The organism is Streptomyces tatrensis (assembly GCF_049310065.1).
Taxonomy (GTDB): domain Bacteria; phylum Actinomycetota; class Actinomycetes; order Streptomycetales; family Streptomycetaceae; genus Streptomyces.
Genome location: NZ_JBMDLB010000011.1, coordinates 6,625,075 through 6,641,708, shown reverse-complemented (window position 1 = coordinate 6,641,708; position 16,634 = coordinate 6,625,075). Strand labels below are relative to the sequence as shown.

The following is a 16,634-nucleotide window of genomic DNA, read 5'->3' as shown; positions in this document are numbered from 1 at the left end:
GCGCCCGCTCGTACGGCCGCACGCCACGCATCCGTTCGCCTTCGCTACTCCGCCGCGGCGTCGCCGTCCACCGGGAGCGCGGCCTCGCGCGCCGCGTCCGGGCCCTCCTCCAGCAGGACGGCGAACCCCGCGTCGTCGAGGATCGAGAGCTTCAACTGCACGGCCTTGTCGTACTTCGAGCCGGGGTTGTCGCCGACCACGACGAAGGAGGTCTTCTTCGAGACGGACCCGGTCACCTTGGCGCCCCGGCTCTGCAGGGCCTCCTTCGCGCCGTCCCGTGTGTGGCTCTGCAAAGTTCCGGTGACGACGACGGTCAGCCCCTCCAGCGGGCGCGGCCCCTCGTCCTCGCCGGAACCTTCCTCCTCCATCCGGACGCCGGCCGCGCGCCACTTGCGCAGGATCTCCTGGTGCCATTCCTCGGCGAACCACTCCTTGACCGAGGTGGCGATGATCGCGCCGACGCCGTCGGTGGCGGCCAGTTCCTCTTCGGTCGCCTGCTCGATCCGCTCGATGGAGCGGAACGCGCGGGCCAGCGCCGCCGCCGCGACCGGGCCGACGTGCCGGATCGACAGGCCGTTGATGACGCGGGCCAGCGGCTGGGCCTTGGCCGCCTCGATGTTGGCGAGCATGGCGAGGGTGTTGGACTTGGCCTCGCCCTCCTTGTTCGCGAAGAAGGTGACGATCTTCGGCTCGCCGGTCTTCGGGTCGATCTTGGGCTGGCCGGAGTCCTGGTCCCGGACGTAGGACGTGATGGGGAGCAGCTGCTCCAGGGTGAGCCCGAAGAGGTCGCCCTCGTTCGCCATCGGGGGGACCGAGGGCTCCAGCGGCTGGGTGAGGGCGGCCGAGGCCACGTAGCCGAAGTTCTTGATGTCCAGGCAGGCGCGGCCGACCAGGTAGAAGAGCCGCTCGCGCAACTGGGCGGGACACGTCTGCGCGTTGGGGCAGCGCAGGTCGATGTCGCCCTCCTTCATCGGCCGCAGCTTCGTCCCGCACTCGGGGCACTCGGCGGGCATGACGAACTCCCGCTCACTGCCGTCGCGCAGGTCGACCACCGGCCCGAGGATCTCGGGGATGACGTCGCCGGCCTTGCGCAGGACGACGGTGTCCCCGATGAGCACGCCCTTGGCCTTGACGACCTCCTGGTTGTGCAGGGTCGCGAACTCGACCTCGGAGCCCGCCACCGTCACCGGCTCCACCTGGGCGTACGGGGTCACGCGGCCGGTGCGGCCCACGCCGACCTTGATGTCGATCAGCTTGGTGTTGACCTCTTCGGGGGCGTACTTCCAGGCGATGGCCCAGCGCGGGGCGCGCGCGGTGGAGCCGAGCCGGCCCTGGAGGGCGATCTCGTCGAGCTTGACGACGACGCCGTCGATCTCGTGCTCCACCGAGTGGCGGTTCTCGCCGAAGTACGCGATGAACTTCCGGACCTCGGCGAGCGTGGAGACCACCTTGTTGTGCTGGGCGGTGGGCAGACCCCACTCGTGCAGCAGCTCGTACGCCTGCGACTGGTTCTCGATCTCGAAGCCCTCGCGGGCGCCGATGCCGTGCACGACCATGTGCAGCGGGCGGCTCGCGGTGACCTTCGGGTCCTTCTGGCGCAGCGAACCGGCCGCCGCGTTGCGCGGGTTGGCGAAGGGCTTGCCCTCGGCCTCGACGAGCCGGGCGTTGAGCTCCTCGAACTTCTCCATCGGGAAGTAGACCTCGCCGCGGATCTCGACCAGGGCGGGGATCCGGTCGCCCTTCAGCCGGTCGGGGATGTCGGCGATGGTGCGGACGTTGGGCGTGATGTCCTCGCCCGTGCGGCCGTCGCCGCGGGTGGCGGCGCGGGTCAGGCGGCCGTTCTCGTAGGTGAGGTTGACGGCGAGGCCGTCCACTTTCAGCTCGCACAGGTAGTGGTAGTCCGAGGTGCCCGCGTCCCGGGCCACGCGCTCGGCCCAGGCCGCCAGTTCCTCGTCGTCGAAGGCGTTGTCGAGGGAGAGCATGCGCTCGCGGTGCTCCACGGAGGCGAAGTCCGTCTCGTACGCCCCGGCCACCTTCTGGGTGGGCGAATCGGGCGTGCGCAGCTCGGGGTACTGCTCCTCCAGCGCTTCCAGCGAGCGCAGCAGCTGGTCGAACTCGGCGTCGCTGACGACCGGCTGGTCGTTCACGTAGTACCGGAAGCGGTGCTCCTCGACCTGCTCGGCGATCAGCGCGTGCTGCTCGCGCAGTTCCGCCGGTACGGCCGATTCGCTGCCCTGCTTCTGTTCGGCTGCCATGCCGTGTCCTCCCGTGACCCGTCTTGATCCATCACTCAGGGTTGTCGGCGAGCGACCTCGCCGCCCTGACGCAATGCGCCTGAACCGCCCGTGCGTAGGCGGGCGATGCGCCCGCCAGACCGCACGTCGGGGTGACCACGACGGACTCCGCCAGAGTCCCCGGGGTCAGCCCCAGCCTGCGCCAGAGCTTCCTGACACCCATGACGCTACCGCCCGGGTCCGACAACGGGCCGTCGGTCCCGGGCACCACTCCGGCGAAGAGTTTCATGCCGGCTTCGACGGCTTCCCCGATGGCGTCATCCTCGCGCTCGGTGAGCAGCGAGAAATCGAACGACACGCCCGAGACCCCTGCGCGTCGCAGCAGTGCGAAGGGCACCTCGGGGGCGCAGGAGTGGACGATCACCTCTCCGTCGTGGACGGCGAACAGCTCGCGCAGCGTGCCCTCGACGACCTGCCGGTCGACGGCGCGGTAGGTGCGGTAGCCGCTGGCGGAGCGCACCCGCCCGAGCAGGACGGCGGTGAGCGAGGGCTCGTCGTACTGGAGGACGATCTCGGCGCCGGGGATGCGCTTGCGCACGTCGGCCAGGTGCTCGCGCACGCCCTCCGCGAGCGATCCGGCCAGGTCCCGGCAGGCGCCCGGGTCCTGGAGGACGGCCTCGCCGCCGTGCAGCTCCAGGGCGGAGGCCAGCGTCCACGGCCCGACGGCCTGGACCTTGAGCCGGCCCTGGTACCCCTGGGTGAACTCCTCCAGGGCGTCCAGGTCCTCGCCGAGCCAGGAGCGGGCCCGCTTGCTGTCGCGGCCGGGGCGGTCGCTGATCCGCCAGCCGCTGGGCTCGACGTGTGCGTACATGTCCACGAGCAGTCCGAGGGAACGGCCGATCATGTCCGAGCCGGGGCCGCGGGCGGGCAGTTCGGCGAGGTACGGGAACTCCTCGAAGGAGCCGGTGACGGTCTTGGCGGCCTCGCGGGCGTCGCCGCCGGGGAACGAGCCGACCCCGGTGGCTCCGCCGGTGCGGCTCGTGCTCATCGGCCGGGCCTGACGGTGAGGTCGCTGACCACGGCGTCGCGGGGCAGGTCGACGGCCATCACGATGGTGGTCGCGACGGACTCGGCGTCGATCCAGTCGGCGGCGTCGTAGGACTCGCCCTCCTGGGAGCGGACCTTCATCTGCATGGGGGTGGCGGTGCGGCCGGGGTAGACGGAGGTGACGCGGATGCCGTTCTCCTTCTCCTCCGCCCGGAGCGAGTCGGCCAGCGCCTTCAGCCCGTGCTTGGAGGCGGCGTACGCGCTCCAGTCGGCGTGGGCGGCGAGCCCGGCGCCGGAGTTCACGAAGACGATGGTGGCGTGGGAGGCGCGCAGGGTCGGCAGCAGGAGCCGGGTGACCTCGGCGGGGGCGATGAGGTTGACGTTGAGCTGCTGGTGCCAGGTCTTGGGGCGCAGCTCCCCGACCGGGCCGAGGTCCACGATGCCGGCGATGTGCAGGAGCGAGTCGATCCGCTCCGGGATCGCCTGCTTGGAGAAGGCCCACGAGAGCCGGTCGGGGTCGGCGAGGTCTCCGACGAGCGCGCTCGATCCGGGGTACCGGTCGGTGAGCTGCCGGGCGCGGGCGGCGTCGCGGGCGAGGAGGACGAGGTCGTCGCCGCGGGCGTGCAGCCGTGCCGCGACGGCGGCACCGATGCCCGAGCCGGCGCCGGTGATGAGGTGAGTAGCCATAGCGCCCATGCTCGCATCCGGGCCGGGGCCCCCGGTCCAGCCGTCCGGATACCGCGCTGAGCGGGGCACGGCTACCGCAACCGGTGCCCGGCGGACCGGGGCACGGCGGACCGGCGCCTGGCGGACCAGGGCCCGGAAATCCGGGGCACGGCAACCGGGTGCGGCGGCCGGCGCCGGTCCCCCGGATCCGCGCCCCCGTCACGGACCGGCGGCCTCGCGGTACGCCCTCTCGATCGCGGTGCGGGCGGCGGCTGCCGGGGCGACCCGGACGGCGGGGGCGAAGCCCCGGCCGACGGGCACCTGCGGGAGCCGGGCGACCAGCGCGGCCCGCGCGTCGCGGCGCGGCCCGGCCCACCGCTCGAGCGCTAGGGGGTGTCTTGTCGATCGGGCCGGATCAGGGAGCGGTGTCTGGTGCCGTGCTCGAAGGCGGAGGAGGGAGTCGACGCGGAGCGTCGGCGAGTGACGACAACGCGGCGAGGCGCGGCACCAGACACCGCGAGCCCGGCCTGATCGGCAAGACACCCCCTAGGTCCCGTACCTCGGCGAGCGCGGCCGCGCGGTCCGGCGCGGGCGGGTCGAAGCGCCCGCCGCAGGCCGCGCGGTGCTCGGACCAGCGGTCCTCCCAGAACTCCACGGTCCAGCCGGGCCAGCGGTCGCCGACCGTACGGGCCCGGTCCCGGGCCGTGTTGAGCCACCAGCCGACCCGCCACCGCTCCGGGTCGACGTGGATCCCGGCATCGGCCCACGACCGGTGGCTCCCGTGGTCCGGGGCGTCCCGGAGCCGTTCGAGCAGGGCGGGCCCCTCCTCGACGGGGTGATCGCCGATGTCCGCGAGGAGGTGGCCGCGGCCGGGCCCTGGGCCGATGGTGACCACCGCCACGAGCGGGTCCGGGTCGGACAGCTCCTCGTCGTCCACCTCCAGCGCCGGGCCGGGGTACACGGCGCGGGAGTCCCCGCGGGGGCCGAGGCCCAGGTGGGCGCGCAGGCCGGCCTGGCCGTCGTGGAGCCACCGCACCTCCCAGCCGGGCCACGCGCACCGCAGCAGCTCCAGGGTGGCGGCCCGGGTGCGCGAGGAGGCGGCGGGCCCCTCCCAAGCGAAGAGCAGCAGGAGCCGCCGGGACGGGTCGGCGAGGACGCCCGCCTCGACCGCGTCGTCGTCGTACCAGCCGTCCTGGGGTGCGTGGTCGCGCAGGAAGGGCAGGGCCACGTCCGGGCCGGCCAGCAGGTCTAGGCCGTCTCTTTCGGATCTTGCCGGTCAGGCCCGCGTCGTCCGGTGCCGTGCCTCGCCGTGCTGCCGGGGCTCCCGCGTACTGGACGTACTCGGGTGCCCCGGCAGTGCGGCGAGGTGCGGTGCCGGGCGGCGCGGGCCCGGCAAGATCCGAAAGAGACGGCCTAGGTCCAGGCCGATCGCGCCGAAGGACGAGTGGTGGCGGGTCGGCCCGGCGGGGCCGGCGATCACGAAGACGGCCCGGTTGCCCACGGTCAGAGCCCGGCGGCTTCGCGGAGGCGGTCCGCGGTGGTGGACGGGTCGTAGTCCGGGGCCACGCCCTCGACCAGGATCACCTCGCCCGCGATGTGGCGGGTGCGCTGCGGGAGGATCGCCTGATAGGCGGCGGAGGCGTACCAGGCGCGGGCGCCCTCGATGTCCGGGAAGCCGATCACGACGACCGTGCCGGGGAAGGGGCCCTCCACGACCTCGACCTGCGCCCCGTGGACGAGGAAGCGGCCCTCGTAGGGGTCGAGGGTCGACTGGATCGTGACCATGTAGTCCAGGATCTCCTCGTTCATGGTCTCGGGGCGCAGGTGGGCTATGGCGTACGCGGTCATGTCCGTCTCCCTGCCGAGGAGCCCGGTGTGCGGTGTTCCGGGCCGTTGGACAGAGCCTGTCACCCGGCGGCGCCCGTGGCGATTACCTCCGGGGTCATGGCGCCGTGCGGCCCGAAGGTGCGCCGGTAGGCGATCGGGGAGATGCCGAGTGCGGAACGCATGTGCTGGCGCAGCGAGTTCGCGGAGCCGAAGCCGGAGTGGTGGGCGACCAGGTCGACGGGGAGGTCGCTGGACTCCAGCAAGTGGCGGGCCACTTCCAGGCGTTGGCCGGTGAGCCACTGCACCGGGGTCATGCCGACCTCGTCGCGGAAGCGGCGGGTGAAGGTGCGCAGGCTCATCCGGGCGTGGGCGGCCAGCTCGGTCAGGGTGATCGGCTCCCCGAGGCGTTCCAGGGCCCAGGCCCGGGTGGCGGTGGTGGTGGCGACGGTGGGCTCGGGGACGGGCCGGTCGATGTACTGGGCCTGGCCGCCGTCCCGCCACGGCGGTACGACGCACAGCCGCGCGGCGCGGTTGGCGACGGCCGTGCCGTGGTCCAGGCGGATCATGTAGAGGCAGAGGTCCACGCCGGCGGCGACCCCGGCGGAGGTCAGGATGTCCCCGTCGTCGACGAAGAGCACGTCCTCGTCGAGCTTGACGCGCGGGAAGGCCCGCTGGAAGGCGGGCGCCTTGATCCAGTGCGTGGTGGCGGGCCGGCCGTCGAGCAGGCCGGCTGCGGCGAGCACGTAGGTGCCCGTGCAGATCGACACCAGCCGGGTGCCGGGGCGGATCGCGGCGAGGGCGTCGGCGAGCGGCCGGGGCAGGGGTACGCCCTGTTCCAGCGCCATCATGACGTTGGTCGGCGGGATGATCACCGTATCGGCGGCCGCGAGGGCCTCGGGTCCCGCCGAGACCCCGACCGTGAAGCCCGCGTCGCTGCTCACGGGCTGCCCGTCGACGGTGCAGACGGTCACCTCGTAGAGCGGCTTCCCGGAGTCGTCGACGGCGTTGCCGAACACCCGGGACGGCATCCCGAGCTCGAACGGGGGGACGCCTTCGAGGGCGAGTACGGCGATCCGGTGCATGGCCAGATCCTGTCACAGGGTGGCCGTACGGCCAACACTGCGGCTTCGCTCCGCAGCCGAAGCTGGTCCGGCAGCAGCACCGGACACACCTGACACAGGTGACACACCCGAGGAGAAACACATGCGCGCCATCGTCGTCAGCCAGTGGGGCGGACCCGAGGTACTGACCGAGACCGAGCTGGACCGGCCGGAGCCGGGCATGGGCGAGATCCTGGTACGGGTCCACGCGGCCGGGGTGAACCCCGTCGACTGGAAGACCCGGGCCTCTGGCGCCCTCATCCCTTGGGGGCCGGTCCCGGCTGTCGGCTGGGACGTGTCCGGCACGGTCGAGGCCGTCGGCCTCGGCGTGACGATGTTCCAGCCCGGCGACGAGGTCTTCGGCATGCCCCGCTTCCCAGTCCAGGCGGGCGGCTACGCCGAGTACGTCACGGCCACAGCCCGGCACTTCGTCCGCAAGCCCGCCGCGATCGACCACGTGCAGGCGGCGGCGCTCCCGCTGGCCGCGCTCACCGCCTGGCAGGCACTGACCGACACCGCCGGCGTGCGGCCGGGGCAGCGGGTCCTGGTGCACGCGGCGGCGGGCGGCGTGGGGCACTTCGCCGTCCAGATCGCCAAGGCGCTCGGCGCGTACGTGATCGGCACCGCCAGCGCCGCCAAGCACGAGGCGCTCCGCTCGCTCGGGGCCGACGAGCTGGTCGACTACCGGACCACCGCCTTCGAGGACGTGGTCTCGGACGTGGACGTCGTGATCGACGCCATCGGCGGCGACTACGGGGCGCGCTCCCTGAAGGTGCTGCGCCCGGGCGGGCACCTGATCACCCTGAACGGCCCGGACGACGTACCGGCCGACGCCGAGGGCTTCCGCACCGGCTGGACCCTCGTCGAGCCGGACCCGGCGGGCCTGAAGGCCATCGCCGCGCTTGTGACGGAGGGGAAGCTCCGGCCGGTCATCGACACCGTCCTGCCCCTGTCGCAGGCCGCGAAGGCCCACGAGATCGGCGAGCAGGGCCGCACCACCGGCAAGATCGTCCTGACGGTGGTCTGACCGGACGGTGGGCCTAGGCCGTGGCGGACGCGGACGTCGTGGCCCGGGTGGTCGCGGAGATCGTGGCGGAGCCGACCACGCGGGTGCCGTCGTAGAGCACGATCGCCTGGCCGGGGGCCACGCCCCGGACGGGCTCGGTGAAGCGGACGCGCAGTTCGCCCTCCACCAGCTCGGCGAAGACCTCGGTCTCGCCGCCGTGGGCGCGCAACTGCGCGGTGTACGTGCCCGGGGCCGCCGCCGTGGAGCCGCACCAGCGGGGGCGGATCGCGGTGAGGGCGGTGACGTCGAGGGCCTCGACGGGGCCGACGGTGACGGTGTTGTTCACCGGGGAGATGTCGAGGACGTAGCGCGGCTTGCCGTCGGGGGCCGGGTGGCCGATCCGCAGGCCCTTGCGCTGGCCGATGGTGAACCCGAAGGCGCCCTCGTGGGTGCCGACCTTCTCGCCGGTGGCCTCGTCGACGATGTCGCCCTCGGCCTTGCCGAGGCGGCCGGCGAGGAAGCCCTGGGTGTCGCCGTCGGCGATGAAGCAGATGTCGTGGCTGTCGGGCTTCTTCGCGACGGCCAGCCCCCGCTCCTCGGCCTCGGCGCGGATCTCTTCCTTGGTGGTGAGGGTGTCGCCGAGCGGGAAGAGGGCGTGGGCGAGCTGCTTCTCGTCGAGCACGCCGAGGACGTAGGACTGGTCCTTGGCCATGTCGGAGGCGCGGTGCAGCTCGCGCGTGCCGTCCTGGTTCAGGACGACGGTGGCGTAGTGGCCGGTGCAGACGGCGTCGAAGCCGAGGGCGAGGGCCTTGTCGAGCAGCGCGGCGAACTTGATCTTCTCGTTGCAGCGCAGGCAGGGGTTCGGGGTGCGCCCGGCCTCGTACTCCGCGATGAAGTCCTCGACGACGTCCTCGCGGAAGCGCTCGGCGAGGTCCCAGACGTAGAACGGGATGCCGATGACGTCGGCGGCGCGGCGGGCGTCGCGGGAGTCCTCGATCGTGCAGCAGCCGCGGGCTCCGGTCCGGAAGGACTGCGGGTTCGCGGAGAGGGCGAGGTGGACGCCGGTCACGTCGTGCCCGGCTTCGACGGCGCGGGCCGCGGCGACGGCGGAGTCCACTCCGCCGGACATGGCGGCCAGGACGCGGAGGGGGCGGGGGCTGCTCGGCAGGTTCTCAGTCATAGCACCGTCCAGGGTACGGGGGAACCGAGCGGGGTCACAGCGCGTTCTCGGTGACAGGGGGTGGATCACCATGGGGAGCAAGAGCGACAAGGGCGGTACGGGCAACAAGGCGCGGCCCGGGCGGACGCGCAGGGCGGTGCTGTTCGGCGGGCTCGGAGTCGTGACGGCCGCGGCCATCGCCGGGCGCGACGAGATCGGGCGGGCCTGGTGGCTGGTGCCCGGGGTGTCCAAGCCGCGGAAGGAAGGCGAGCTGGACCACGCGGGGGCTTCCTGGACGGCGGCCTCTCCGGCGAACTGGCGGCTGGCGGACCGGCCCGCGGACTACCGGGTGGACCGGATCGTGGTGCATGTCACGCAGGGCGGCTTCAAGTCCTCGGTGGACGCCTTCAGGAATCCGTTCCACCGGGCGTCGGCGCACTACATCGTCGGCCAGGACGGCCACATCGAGCAGATGGTGCGCGAGCTCGACGTCGCCTTCCACTCGGGCAACCGCTCCATGAACGAGCGCAGCATCGGCATCGAGCACGTGGGGTTCGTGGACCGGCCTAAGGACTTCACGGACGCGATGTACGGGGCTTCGGCGCGGCTCGCCGCCGACGTCTGCAAGCGGTACGGGATACCCGCCGACCGCACACACTTCCTCGGCCACTCCGAGGTGCCCGGAGCCGACCACACGGACCCCGGCCGCCACTGGGACTGGGACCGCTACCTCCGCATGGTCAACGAGGCCGGCGCGGCGGCGGCCAAGGCGGCCTAGGACGGGCCTAGCTGAGCCCCGCCGTGCGGGCGCGGGCCACGGCCGGGCCGATGGCGGCGGCGACCGCGTCCACGTCGGCCTGCGTGGAGGTGTGGCCGAGGGAGAAGCGCAGGGTGCCCCGGGCCAGGCGCGGGTCGGTGCCGGTGGCCAGCAGCACGTGGCTGGGCTGGGCCACGCCGGCCGTGCAGGCGGAGCCGGTGGAGCACTCGATGCCCTGGGCGTCGAGCAGGAGCAGCAGGGAGTCACCCTCGCAGCCGGGGAAGCTGAAGTGGGCGTTGGCGGGGAGCCGGCCGTCCGGGTCTCCGCCCAGGACCGCGTCGGGGACCTCGCGGAGCACGGCGGCGACGAGCCGGTCGCGCAGGGCGCCGATCTCGGTGGCGAACCGTTCGCGCCGCTCGGCGGCGAGGACGGCGGCCACCGCGAAGGCGGCGATGGCCGGGACGTCGAGGGTGCCGGAGCGGACGTGCCGCTCCTGGCCCCCGCCGTGCAGGACGGGTACGGGGGTCTGGTCGCGGCCGAGCAGCAGCGCGCCGATCCCGTACGGTCCGCCGACCTTGTGGCCGCTCACGGTCATGGCGGCGAGTCCGCTGTCGCCGAAGCGGACGTCGAGCTGGCCGAAGGCCTGAACCGCGTCGGAGTGCAGCGGGACGCCGGACTCGCGTGCGACGGCGGCCAGTTCGGCGATCGGCATGACCGTGCCGATCTCGTTGTTGGCCCACATGACGGTGGCGAGGGCGACGTCCTCGGGGCCCCGCTCGATCGCCTCGCGGAAGGCGTCGGGGTGCACGCGCCCGTAGCGGTCCACGGGCAGGTACTCGACCTGCGCCCCTTCGTGCTCGGCGAGCCAGTGCACGGCGTCGAGGACGGCGTGGTGCTCCACGGGGCTGGCGAGGACGCGGGTCCGGGCGGGGTCGGCGTCGCGGCGGGCCCAGTAGAGCCCCTTGACGGCGAGGTTGTCGGCCTCCGTGCCGCCCGCGGTGAAGACCACCTCGCTCGGACGGGCCCCGAGCGCGTCGGCGAGGGCCTCGCGGGCCTCCTCGACGGTGCGGCGGGCGCGGCGGCCGGCGGCGTGCAGGGAGGACGCGTTGCCCGTGACGCCGAACTGCGCGGTCATCGCCGCAGCGGCCTCCGGCAGCATCGGGGTGGTGGCGGCGTGGTCGAGGTAGGCCATGATCCCCCGATTCTACGAGTCCCCCGCGCTCCCGATCCCCCGCCGGTGCCTTACGGCCCGCTGACGGAGCCCCCGGCCTCGCGGCGGCCCGCCGTTCGGACCGGGCCCGGCCCGCTCATCCCGTGCCGGGGGCACCGCGCCTGGGGCCCGCCCCGGGGGCACCGTGCGCGGGGCTGGGCCCGCCGGTGCGCCGCTGCGCGGGCGAAGTCCCCTACCCGCCCTTCCACCGTTCCCAAGGCTCCGCCCTGACCCGTCAGGCCCCGGGCTGCGCCCGAGGCCCCGCGCCTCAAACGCCGGCGAGGCTGGGTTTGCCGCAGCGGACCGGGTCCGGGCGGAGCCCGGGGAACGGGCGAAGGGCGGGTAGGGGACCCAGCCCCGCAGGGCCAACCCACCCGCACCCGCCCACCGGACCCCACCCCGGGACGGCGGTGGCGAGCACCCCGCCCGGCCACCGCCGGACGGAGTCCGGCGCAGCGGCGCGAAGCCGGTAAGGCCCGCCAGGGCCGCACCGCGCGAGCGGCGCGTCAAGAACCAGAGGAGCGCGGGGCACGCGCCAGTTGGCGGGACTGGGCCACCAGCCGGTCCGCCGAGTCCCAGACCTCCGCGTCCTCCTCCAGGAAGCCGCCCGCCAGGTTCCGCGTGGTGATCGACACCCGGAGCGGACCGGGCGCGGGCCGGTGGCGGACGTGGGTGGTGAGTTCCACCGTGGGGGTCCAGCCGAGCAGACCGAGGTCGAAGGAGGTCGGCGGGAGCGCGTCCACCGCGAGGAGCAGGGAGAAGGGGTCCGCGTCGCGGCCGTCCGCGAGCTCGAACCAGGCGCGCATCTCGCCCCTGCCCGAGGGCTGCCCGACGGCCCAGCCGGCGGTCGCCGGGTCCAGGCGCAGCCGGAGCCGGTCCACGATCGCCGAGCTGCCGGGGATCGGGGCCGGGCCGGCCTCGGGGCCGAGGCAGTCCCCGTAGGCGGGGATGACGGGCGGGAGGGCCGTGGTGTGGACGGAGTCCGGGAGCGCCGCGAGGTCCCCGTAGGAGGCCAGGACGCGGATCCGCTCGATCTCGGCGCCGCTCTCGTCGAACTGGAACAGGGAGGCCTGTCCGGTGGAGAGCGTGCGGCCGACCCGTACGACCTCGGTGCGGATCACGGCGGGGCCGGGAACCGACGAGGTCAGGTAGTGCGCGGAGACCGTGAAGGGGTCCGGGTGCGGCAGGGCCGACGCCAGGGCGCGGCCGACGAGGGCCAGGAGGTAGCCGCCGTTGACGGCGGTGATGATCGTCCACCCGGCGGAGAGGTCCGCGTCGTACACCCCGGGCTCGCCCGCGCGGGCGGTGACGGTGGTGTCGCGGTCGAACTCGCTGTCGCCGATGGACGCCTTGGCAGCTGCGTGTGACATGGAACGACCGTACACCCGACCCCTACTAAGCGGTAGCTTTCCTTGGTGTGGCGGCCGCTACGCGAACAGAACGGCCTACGGCTCCTCCGCCACCGAGGAGCGGCGGTTCCACGCGAGGGGCGCCCGCCAGTGGTAGCGGATGGCCAGCAGCCGCAGCACGAAGGTGGTGACGATCGCCAGGCCCGTCGTGATGGCGTTCAGGTGCTCGAAGCTGATGAAGAGCGCCACCATCGAGGCGCCGATGACGGCCGGCACGGCGTACATCTCGCGGTCGCGCAGCAGCGAGGGCACCTCGTTGACGAGGACGTCGCGCAGCACGCCCCCGCCGACGGCGGTCGCGAGGCCGAGCGCGGCGGACGCGGTGAGGCCCAGGCCGTACTCGTACGCCTTGGTCGTGCCCGTCACGCAGAACAGCCCGAGGCCGGCCGCGTCGAAGACGTTGATGGCGCGGTTGATGCGCTGGACCTCGGGGTGCAGGAAGAAGACGAGCGCGGCGGCGACCAGCGGCGTGACGAAGAACCCGAGGTCGCTGAAGGCCGCGGCGGGCGTGGCGCCGATGACGATGTCGCGGAACAGGCCGCCGCCGAGAGCGGTGACGAGCGCGAGGACGACGATGCCGAAGACGTCGAAGTTCTTGCGTACGGCGAGCAGGGCGCCGGCCGTGGCGAAGACGAAGATGCCCATGAGGTCCAGGGTGTGCTGGACTCCGGGCGGGAAGAGATCGTGGATCACGGCTTCATTCTGCCGGTCGCCCGGCGGCGGGCCGGAACAGGTGGGGCGCGGCCCCGGCTCCGAGGGGCGGCGCGTCCCTGCCGGGGCGGGACGACACCCCGCGGGGCTGCGGACCGCGGCCGGGTGCGGCGGCGCCGTCAGGGGCTCCGCCCCCGAACCCCCGCGCCTCAAACGCCGGCGGGGCTGATTTCGCCCGGCGGCGCCGCGAACAGCCGGCCGACACGGGCCGCATGCGCGCCAGGGCGCCGTGGGCGGGCCCCGGCGGAGCCGCGTGGCTCCGCCGGGGGGCCGTCAGACCGTCGGGCCGGTCACGGCGTCCGCCGCGCCCGGCAGGGCCGGGTCGCCCGGGGCCTGGTCGGGGGCGTTCTCCGGGTGGTGGCAGGCCACCTGGTGGCCGGTCTTCAGCGCGATGAGCGGGGGCTCCTGCGTGGCGCAGATCTGGGTCGCCTTCCAGCACCGGGTGTGGAAGCGGCAGCCGCTCGGCGGCGAGATCGGCGAGGGCACGTCGCCCTTGAGCAGGATGCGGCCGCTCTTGACTCCGCGCCGGCGCGGGTCCGGCACCGGGACGGCCGACATCAGGGCCGTGGTGTACGGGTGCATGGGCGCCGTGTACAGGGACTTGTTGTCCGCGAGCTCGACGATCTTGCCGAGGTACATGACCGCGATCCGGTCCGAGACGTGCCGGATGACCGACAGGTCGTGCGCGATGATCACGTACGTGAGGCCGAGCTCCTCCTGGAGGTCGTCCAGCAGGTTGACCACCTGGGCCTGGATGGAGACGTCCAGGGCGGAGACCGGCTCGTCGGCCACGACCAGCTTCGGCTTCAGGGCCAGTGCGCGGGCGATGCCGATGCGCTGGCGCTGGCCGCCGGAGAACTCGTGCGGGTAGCGGTTGTAGTGCTCCGGGTTGAGGCCCACCAGGGAGAGGAGGCGCTGCACCTCGGCCTTGAGGCCGCCCTCCGGCTCGACGCCCTGGAGCTTGAACGGGGCGCTGACGATGGTGCCCACCGTGTGCCGCGGGTTCAGCGAACCGTAGGGGTCCTGGAAGATCATCTGCACGTCGCGGCGCATCGGGCGCATGCCGGACACGCTCAGGTGCGTGATGTCCTTGCCCTCGAACTCGACCTTTCCGCCGGTCGGTTCGAGCAGCCGGGTGATCAGCCGGCCCATGGTCGACTTGCCGCAGCCGGACTCGCCGACGATGCCGAGGGTCTCACCGGGGTAGACCTCGAAGTCGATGCCGTCTACGGCCTTCACGGCCCCGACCTGGCGGCGCAGCAGCCCCTTGGAGATGGGGAAGTGCTTGACCAGTCCGGTCACCCGGAGCAGCGGCTCCGGGGAGGCCACCGCCTGGGCCGGGACGACAACCGTCGCCGCCTTCTCGCTCTTGCTCATGTCGGTCACAGCTTCGGCGCAATCTCTTCGGTCCAGATCCGGTCCCGCTGCTCCGGGGAGAGGTGACAGGCGGCCCAGTGCCGGCCGGCGCCCTCGGCGGAGCGGTCGACCAGGGCCAGCTCGGGCCGTACGGTCCGCGTGACGTCGTCCTTGGGCAGGTCGGCGTACGGGCACCGGGGGTTGAAGGCGCAGCCGCTCGGGATGTTGATCAGGCTGGGCGGCGAGCCCTTGACCGGGATGAGTCGCTCGGTCTGCTCCCGGTCGATGCGCGGCATCGATCCGAGCAGGCCCCAGGTGTACGGGTGCCGGGGTTCGTAGAACACCTTCTCCGCGCTGCCCCGCTCCACGCACCGGCCGCCGTACATCACGAGGAGGTCGTCGGCCATCTCGGCGACCACGCCGAGGTCGTGCGTGATCATGATGACCGCGGAGCCGAACTCCTTCTGCAGGTCCCGGATCAGGTCGAGGATCTGCGCCTGGACGGTGACGTCGAGGGCGGTGGTGGGCTCGTCCGCGATAAGCAGTTCGGGGTTGTTGACCAGCGCCATCGCGATCATCGCGCGCTGGCGCATGCCGCCGGAGAACTCGTGCGGGTAGCTGTCGACCCGCTTGTGCGGCTCGGGGATGCCCACGCGGTCCAGGAGGTCGACGGCCCGCTTGCGGGCGGCCTTCTTGTCGGCCTTGTTGTGGACCCGGTAGGCCTCGGCGATCTGCTTGCCCACGGTGAAGTAGGGGTGCATCGCCGACAGCGGGTCCTGGAAGATCATCGCGATCTCCCGGCCGCGCAGCTTGCGGACCTCGTCCTCGGGGCTGGACAGCAGTTCCTTGCCGTCGAGCCAGATCTCTCCGGAGATCCGGGCCCGCTGGCGGCCGTACTGGCCGACCCGGTGCAGGCCCATGATGCCCAGCGAGGTCACCGACTTGCCGGAGCCGGACTCGCCGACGATGCCGAGGGTCTTGCCCTTCTCCAGCGTGAAGGAGAGTCCGTCCACGGACTTGACCAGGCCGTCTTCCGTGGGGAAGTGCACCTTGAGGTCGCGTACGTCGAGGAACGCGGTACCGGGCGCGCCGGTGGCGACGGGCTCGTTCAGTGCGCCCGTCACGGCGGGCGTCGTCGAATCGGTCATGACAGCCTCACTCGGGGGTCGATCACCGCGTACAAGAGGTCGACGACGAGGTTGGCCGCGACGACGAAGAAGGCGGAGATCAGGGTGATGCCGAGAATGACCGGCAGATCGTGCTCGCTGATGGCGCGGACGGCGCTGTAGCCGAGGCCGTGCAGCGAGAAGGTGTACTCGGTGAGGACGGCGCCGCCCATCAGCGCGCCCAGGTCGAGACCCAGGACGGTCAGGATCGGCGTCATGGTCGAGCGCATCGCGTGCTTGCCGATGACGACGGGTTCCGTCAGCCCCTTGGCGCGCGCGGTGCGGATGTAGTCCTCGTTGAGCACTTCGAGCATGGTCGCGCGGGTGAGCCGTGCGTACATCGCCGCGTAGAGGAAGGCGAGCGAGACCCACGGCAGGACCATGCCGTTGAACCAGGTGCCCGGGTCCTCGGCGAAGGTCTTCTCCGGCCGCCCGAACCAGCCGAGCTGGTCGGAGAAGAAGGCGATGGCGAGCATGCCGGTGAAGTAGATCGGGAGGGAGACGCCGGCGAGGGCGAGGCCCATCGCCGAACGGTCCAGCACCGTACCGCGCTTGAGGGCGGAGATGACGCCGGCGGCGACACCGCCGATCACCCAGAGCACGACGGCGCCGGCGGCGAGCGAGAGGGTGACGGGCAGCCAGTCGGTCAGCAGCGGCCAGACCTCCTGCTCGCTCTTGAAGGAGTAGCCGAAGCAGGGCGCGGCGCAGTGCGTGACGTCGTTGCCGTTGGCGTACGTGCGACCCGCCACCAGCCCGACGACGAACTTGCCGAACTGGACGAGGATCGGGTCATCGAGACCCATCTTCTGCCGGATGCCCTCGATGGCGGCGGGGTCGGACTGCTTGCCGACGAAGTACAGGGCAGGGTCCGTCCCGACCAGCTTCGGGAAGAGGAAGAAGATTCCGAAGGTCACCAACGAGATGACCAACAGCATGACGATGACGGCGAAGATCCGCCGGATGAGATATGCAAGCACTGCGCTCGG

General features: G+C 72.8%; 15 protein-coding genes. 2 read left to right on the top strand and 13 right to left on the bottom strand.

Features of this window, described 5'->3' with window-relative positions; all coding sequences use genetic code 11:
• Nucleotides 1-44 precede the first annotated feature (44 nt).
• The 6 genes from ligA to ACODT5_RS46200 all read right to left on the bottom strand — a co-directional run bounded on the left by ligA (nt 45) and on the right by ACODT5_RS46200 (nt 6,856).
• The gene (gene ligA / locus ACODT5_RS46225) at nt 45-2,255 is read right to left on the bottom strand and encodes an NAD-dependent DNA ligase LigA (RefSeq protein WP_422524854.1); all 2,211 of its coding nucleotides are present in this window, start codon (nt 2,253-2,255) and stop codon (nt 45-47) included.
• 31 nt (nt 2,256-2,286) lie between these two features.
• Nucleotides 2,287-3,282 carry a methionine synthase gene (locus ACODT5_RS46220; RefSeq protein ID WP_422524853.1) on the bottom strand — a complete coding sequence of 332 codons (996 nt, stop codon included), beginning with the start codon at nt 3,280-3,282 and terminating at the stop codon, nt 2,287-2,289.
• Nucleotides 3,279-3,968: an SDR family oxidoreductase gene (locus ACODT5_RS46215; protein ID WP_422524852.1), complete on the bottom strand. Its 690-nt coding sequence runs from the start codon at nt 3,966-3,968 to the stop codon at nt 3,279-3,281. Before ACODT5_RS46215 ends, ACODT5_RS46220 begins: the two co-directional genes overlap by 4 nt.
• A 394-nt stretch (nt 3,969-4,362) precedes the next feature.
• Nucleotides 4,363-5,175: a hypothetical protein gene (locus ACODT5_RS46210; protein ID WP_422524851.1), complete on the bottom strand. Its 813-nt coding sequence runs from the start codon at nt 5,173-5,175 to the stop codon at nt 4,363-4,365.
• Between the two features lie 275 nt (nt 5,176-5,450).
• Nucleotides 5,451-5,795 (bottom strand): DUF1330 domain-containing protein, encoded by a 345-nt coding sequence (locus ACODT5_RS46205; protein WP_422524850.1) that lies wholly within the window; start codon nt 5,793-5,795, stop codon nt 5,451-5,453.
• Nucleotides 5,796-5,854: 59 nt separating this feature from the next.
• The gene (locus ACODT5_RS46200) at nt 5,855-6,856 is read right to left on the bottom strand and encodes a GlxA family transcriptional regulator (protein ID WP_422524849.1); all 1,002 of its coding nucleotides are present in this window, start codon (nt 6,854-6,856) and stop codon (nt 5,855-5,857) included.
• Nucleotides 6,857-6,977: 121 nt separating this feature from the next.
• Here ACODT5_RS46200 and ACODT5_RS46195 point away from each other — a divergent pair, with 121 nt between their 5' ends.
• Nucleotides 6,978-7,901 carry an NADP-dependent oxidoreductase gene (locus ACODT5_RS46195; protein WP_422524848.1) on the top strand — a complete coding sequence of 308 codons (924 nt, stop codon included), beginning with the start codon at nt 6,978-6,980 and terminating at the stop codon, nt 7,899-7,901.
• A gap of 13 nt (nt 7,902-7,914) precedes the next feature.
• On the opposite strand, the gene mnmA is transcribed toward ACODT5_RS46195, so the two are convergent.
• Complete coding sequence (gene mnmA / locus ACODT5_RS46190; RefSeq protein WP_422524847.1) at nt 7,915-9,060, bottom strand: tRNA 2-thiouridine(34) synthase MnmA; 1,146 nt, start codon at nt 9,058-9,060, stop codon at nt 7,915-7,917.
• A gap of 70 nt (nt 9,061-9,130) precedes the next feature.
• Here mnmA and ACODT5_RS46185 point away from each other — a divergent pair, with 70 nt between their 5' ends.
• Nucleotides 9,131-9,817, top strand: a complete 687-nt coding sequence (locus tag ACODT5_RS46185) for an N-acetylmuramoyl-L-alanine amidase (protein WP_422524846.1) — start codon at nt 9,131-9,133, stop codon at nt 9,815-9,817.
• A 7-nt stretch (nt 9,818-9,824) separates the two neighbouring features.
• On the opposite strand, the gene ACODT5_RS46180 is transcribed toward ACODT5_RS46185, so the two are convergent.
• The 6 genes from ACODT5_RS46180 to ACODT5_RS46155 form a co-directional block, all read right to left on the bottom strand.
• Entirely contained in the window at nt 9,825-10,988 is a 1,164-nt protein-coding gene (locus tag ACODT5_RS46180; protein ID WP_422524845.1) for a cysteine desulfurase family protein, read from the bottom strand.
• A gap of 524 nt (nt 10,989-11,512) precedes the next feature.
• Nucleotides 11,513-12,376 (bottom strand): thioesterase family protein, encoded by an 864-nt coding sequence (locus tag ACODT5_RS46175; RefSeq protein WP_422524844.1) that lies wholly within the window; start codon nt 12,374-12,376, stop codon nt 11,513-11,515.
• A 75-nt stretch (nt 12,377-12,451) separates the two neighbouring features.
• Nucleotides 12,452-13,060: a trimeric intracellular cation channel family protein gene (locus ACODT5_RS46170; RefSeq protein WP_422525260.1), complete on the bottom strand. Its 609-nt coding sequence runs from the start codon at nt 13,058-13,060 to the stop codon at nt 12,452-12,454.
• A gap of 339 nt (nt 13,061-13,399) precedes the next feature.
• Complete coding sequence (locus ACODT5_RS46165; protein ID WP_422524843.1) at nt 13,400-14,503, bottom strand: ABC transporter ATP-binding protein; 1,104 nt, start codon at nt 14,501-14,503, stop codon at nt 13,400-13,402.
• Nucleotides 14,504-14,508: 5 nt separating this feature from the next.
• Complete coding sequence (locus tag ACODT5_RS46160) at nt 14,509-15,630, bottom strand: ABC transporter ATP-binding protein (protein WP_422524842.1); 1,122 nt, start codon at nt 15,628-15,630, stop codon at nt 14,509-14,511.
• Nucleotides 15,627-16,625, bottom strand: coding sequence for an ABC transporter permease (locus ACODT5_RS46155; protein ID WP_422524841.1), 999 nt, complete (start codon nt 16,623-16,625; stop codon nt 15,627-15,629). Before ACODT5_RS46155 ends, ACODT5_RS46160 begins: the two co-directional genes overlap by 4 nt.
• Nucleotides 16,626-16,634: the final 9 nt, after the last annotated feature.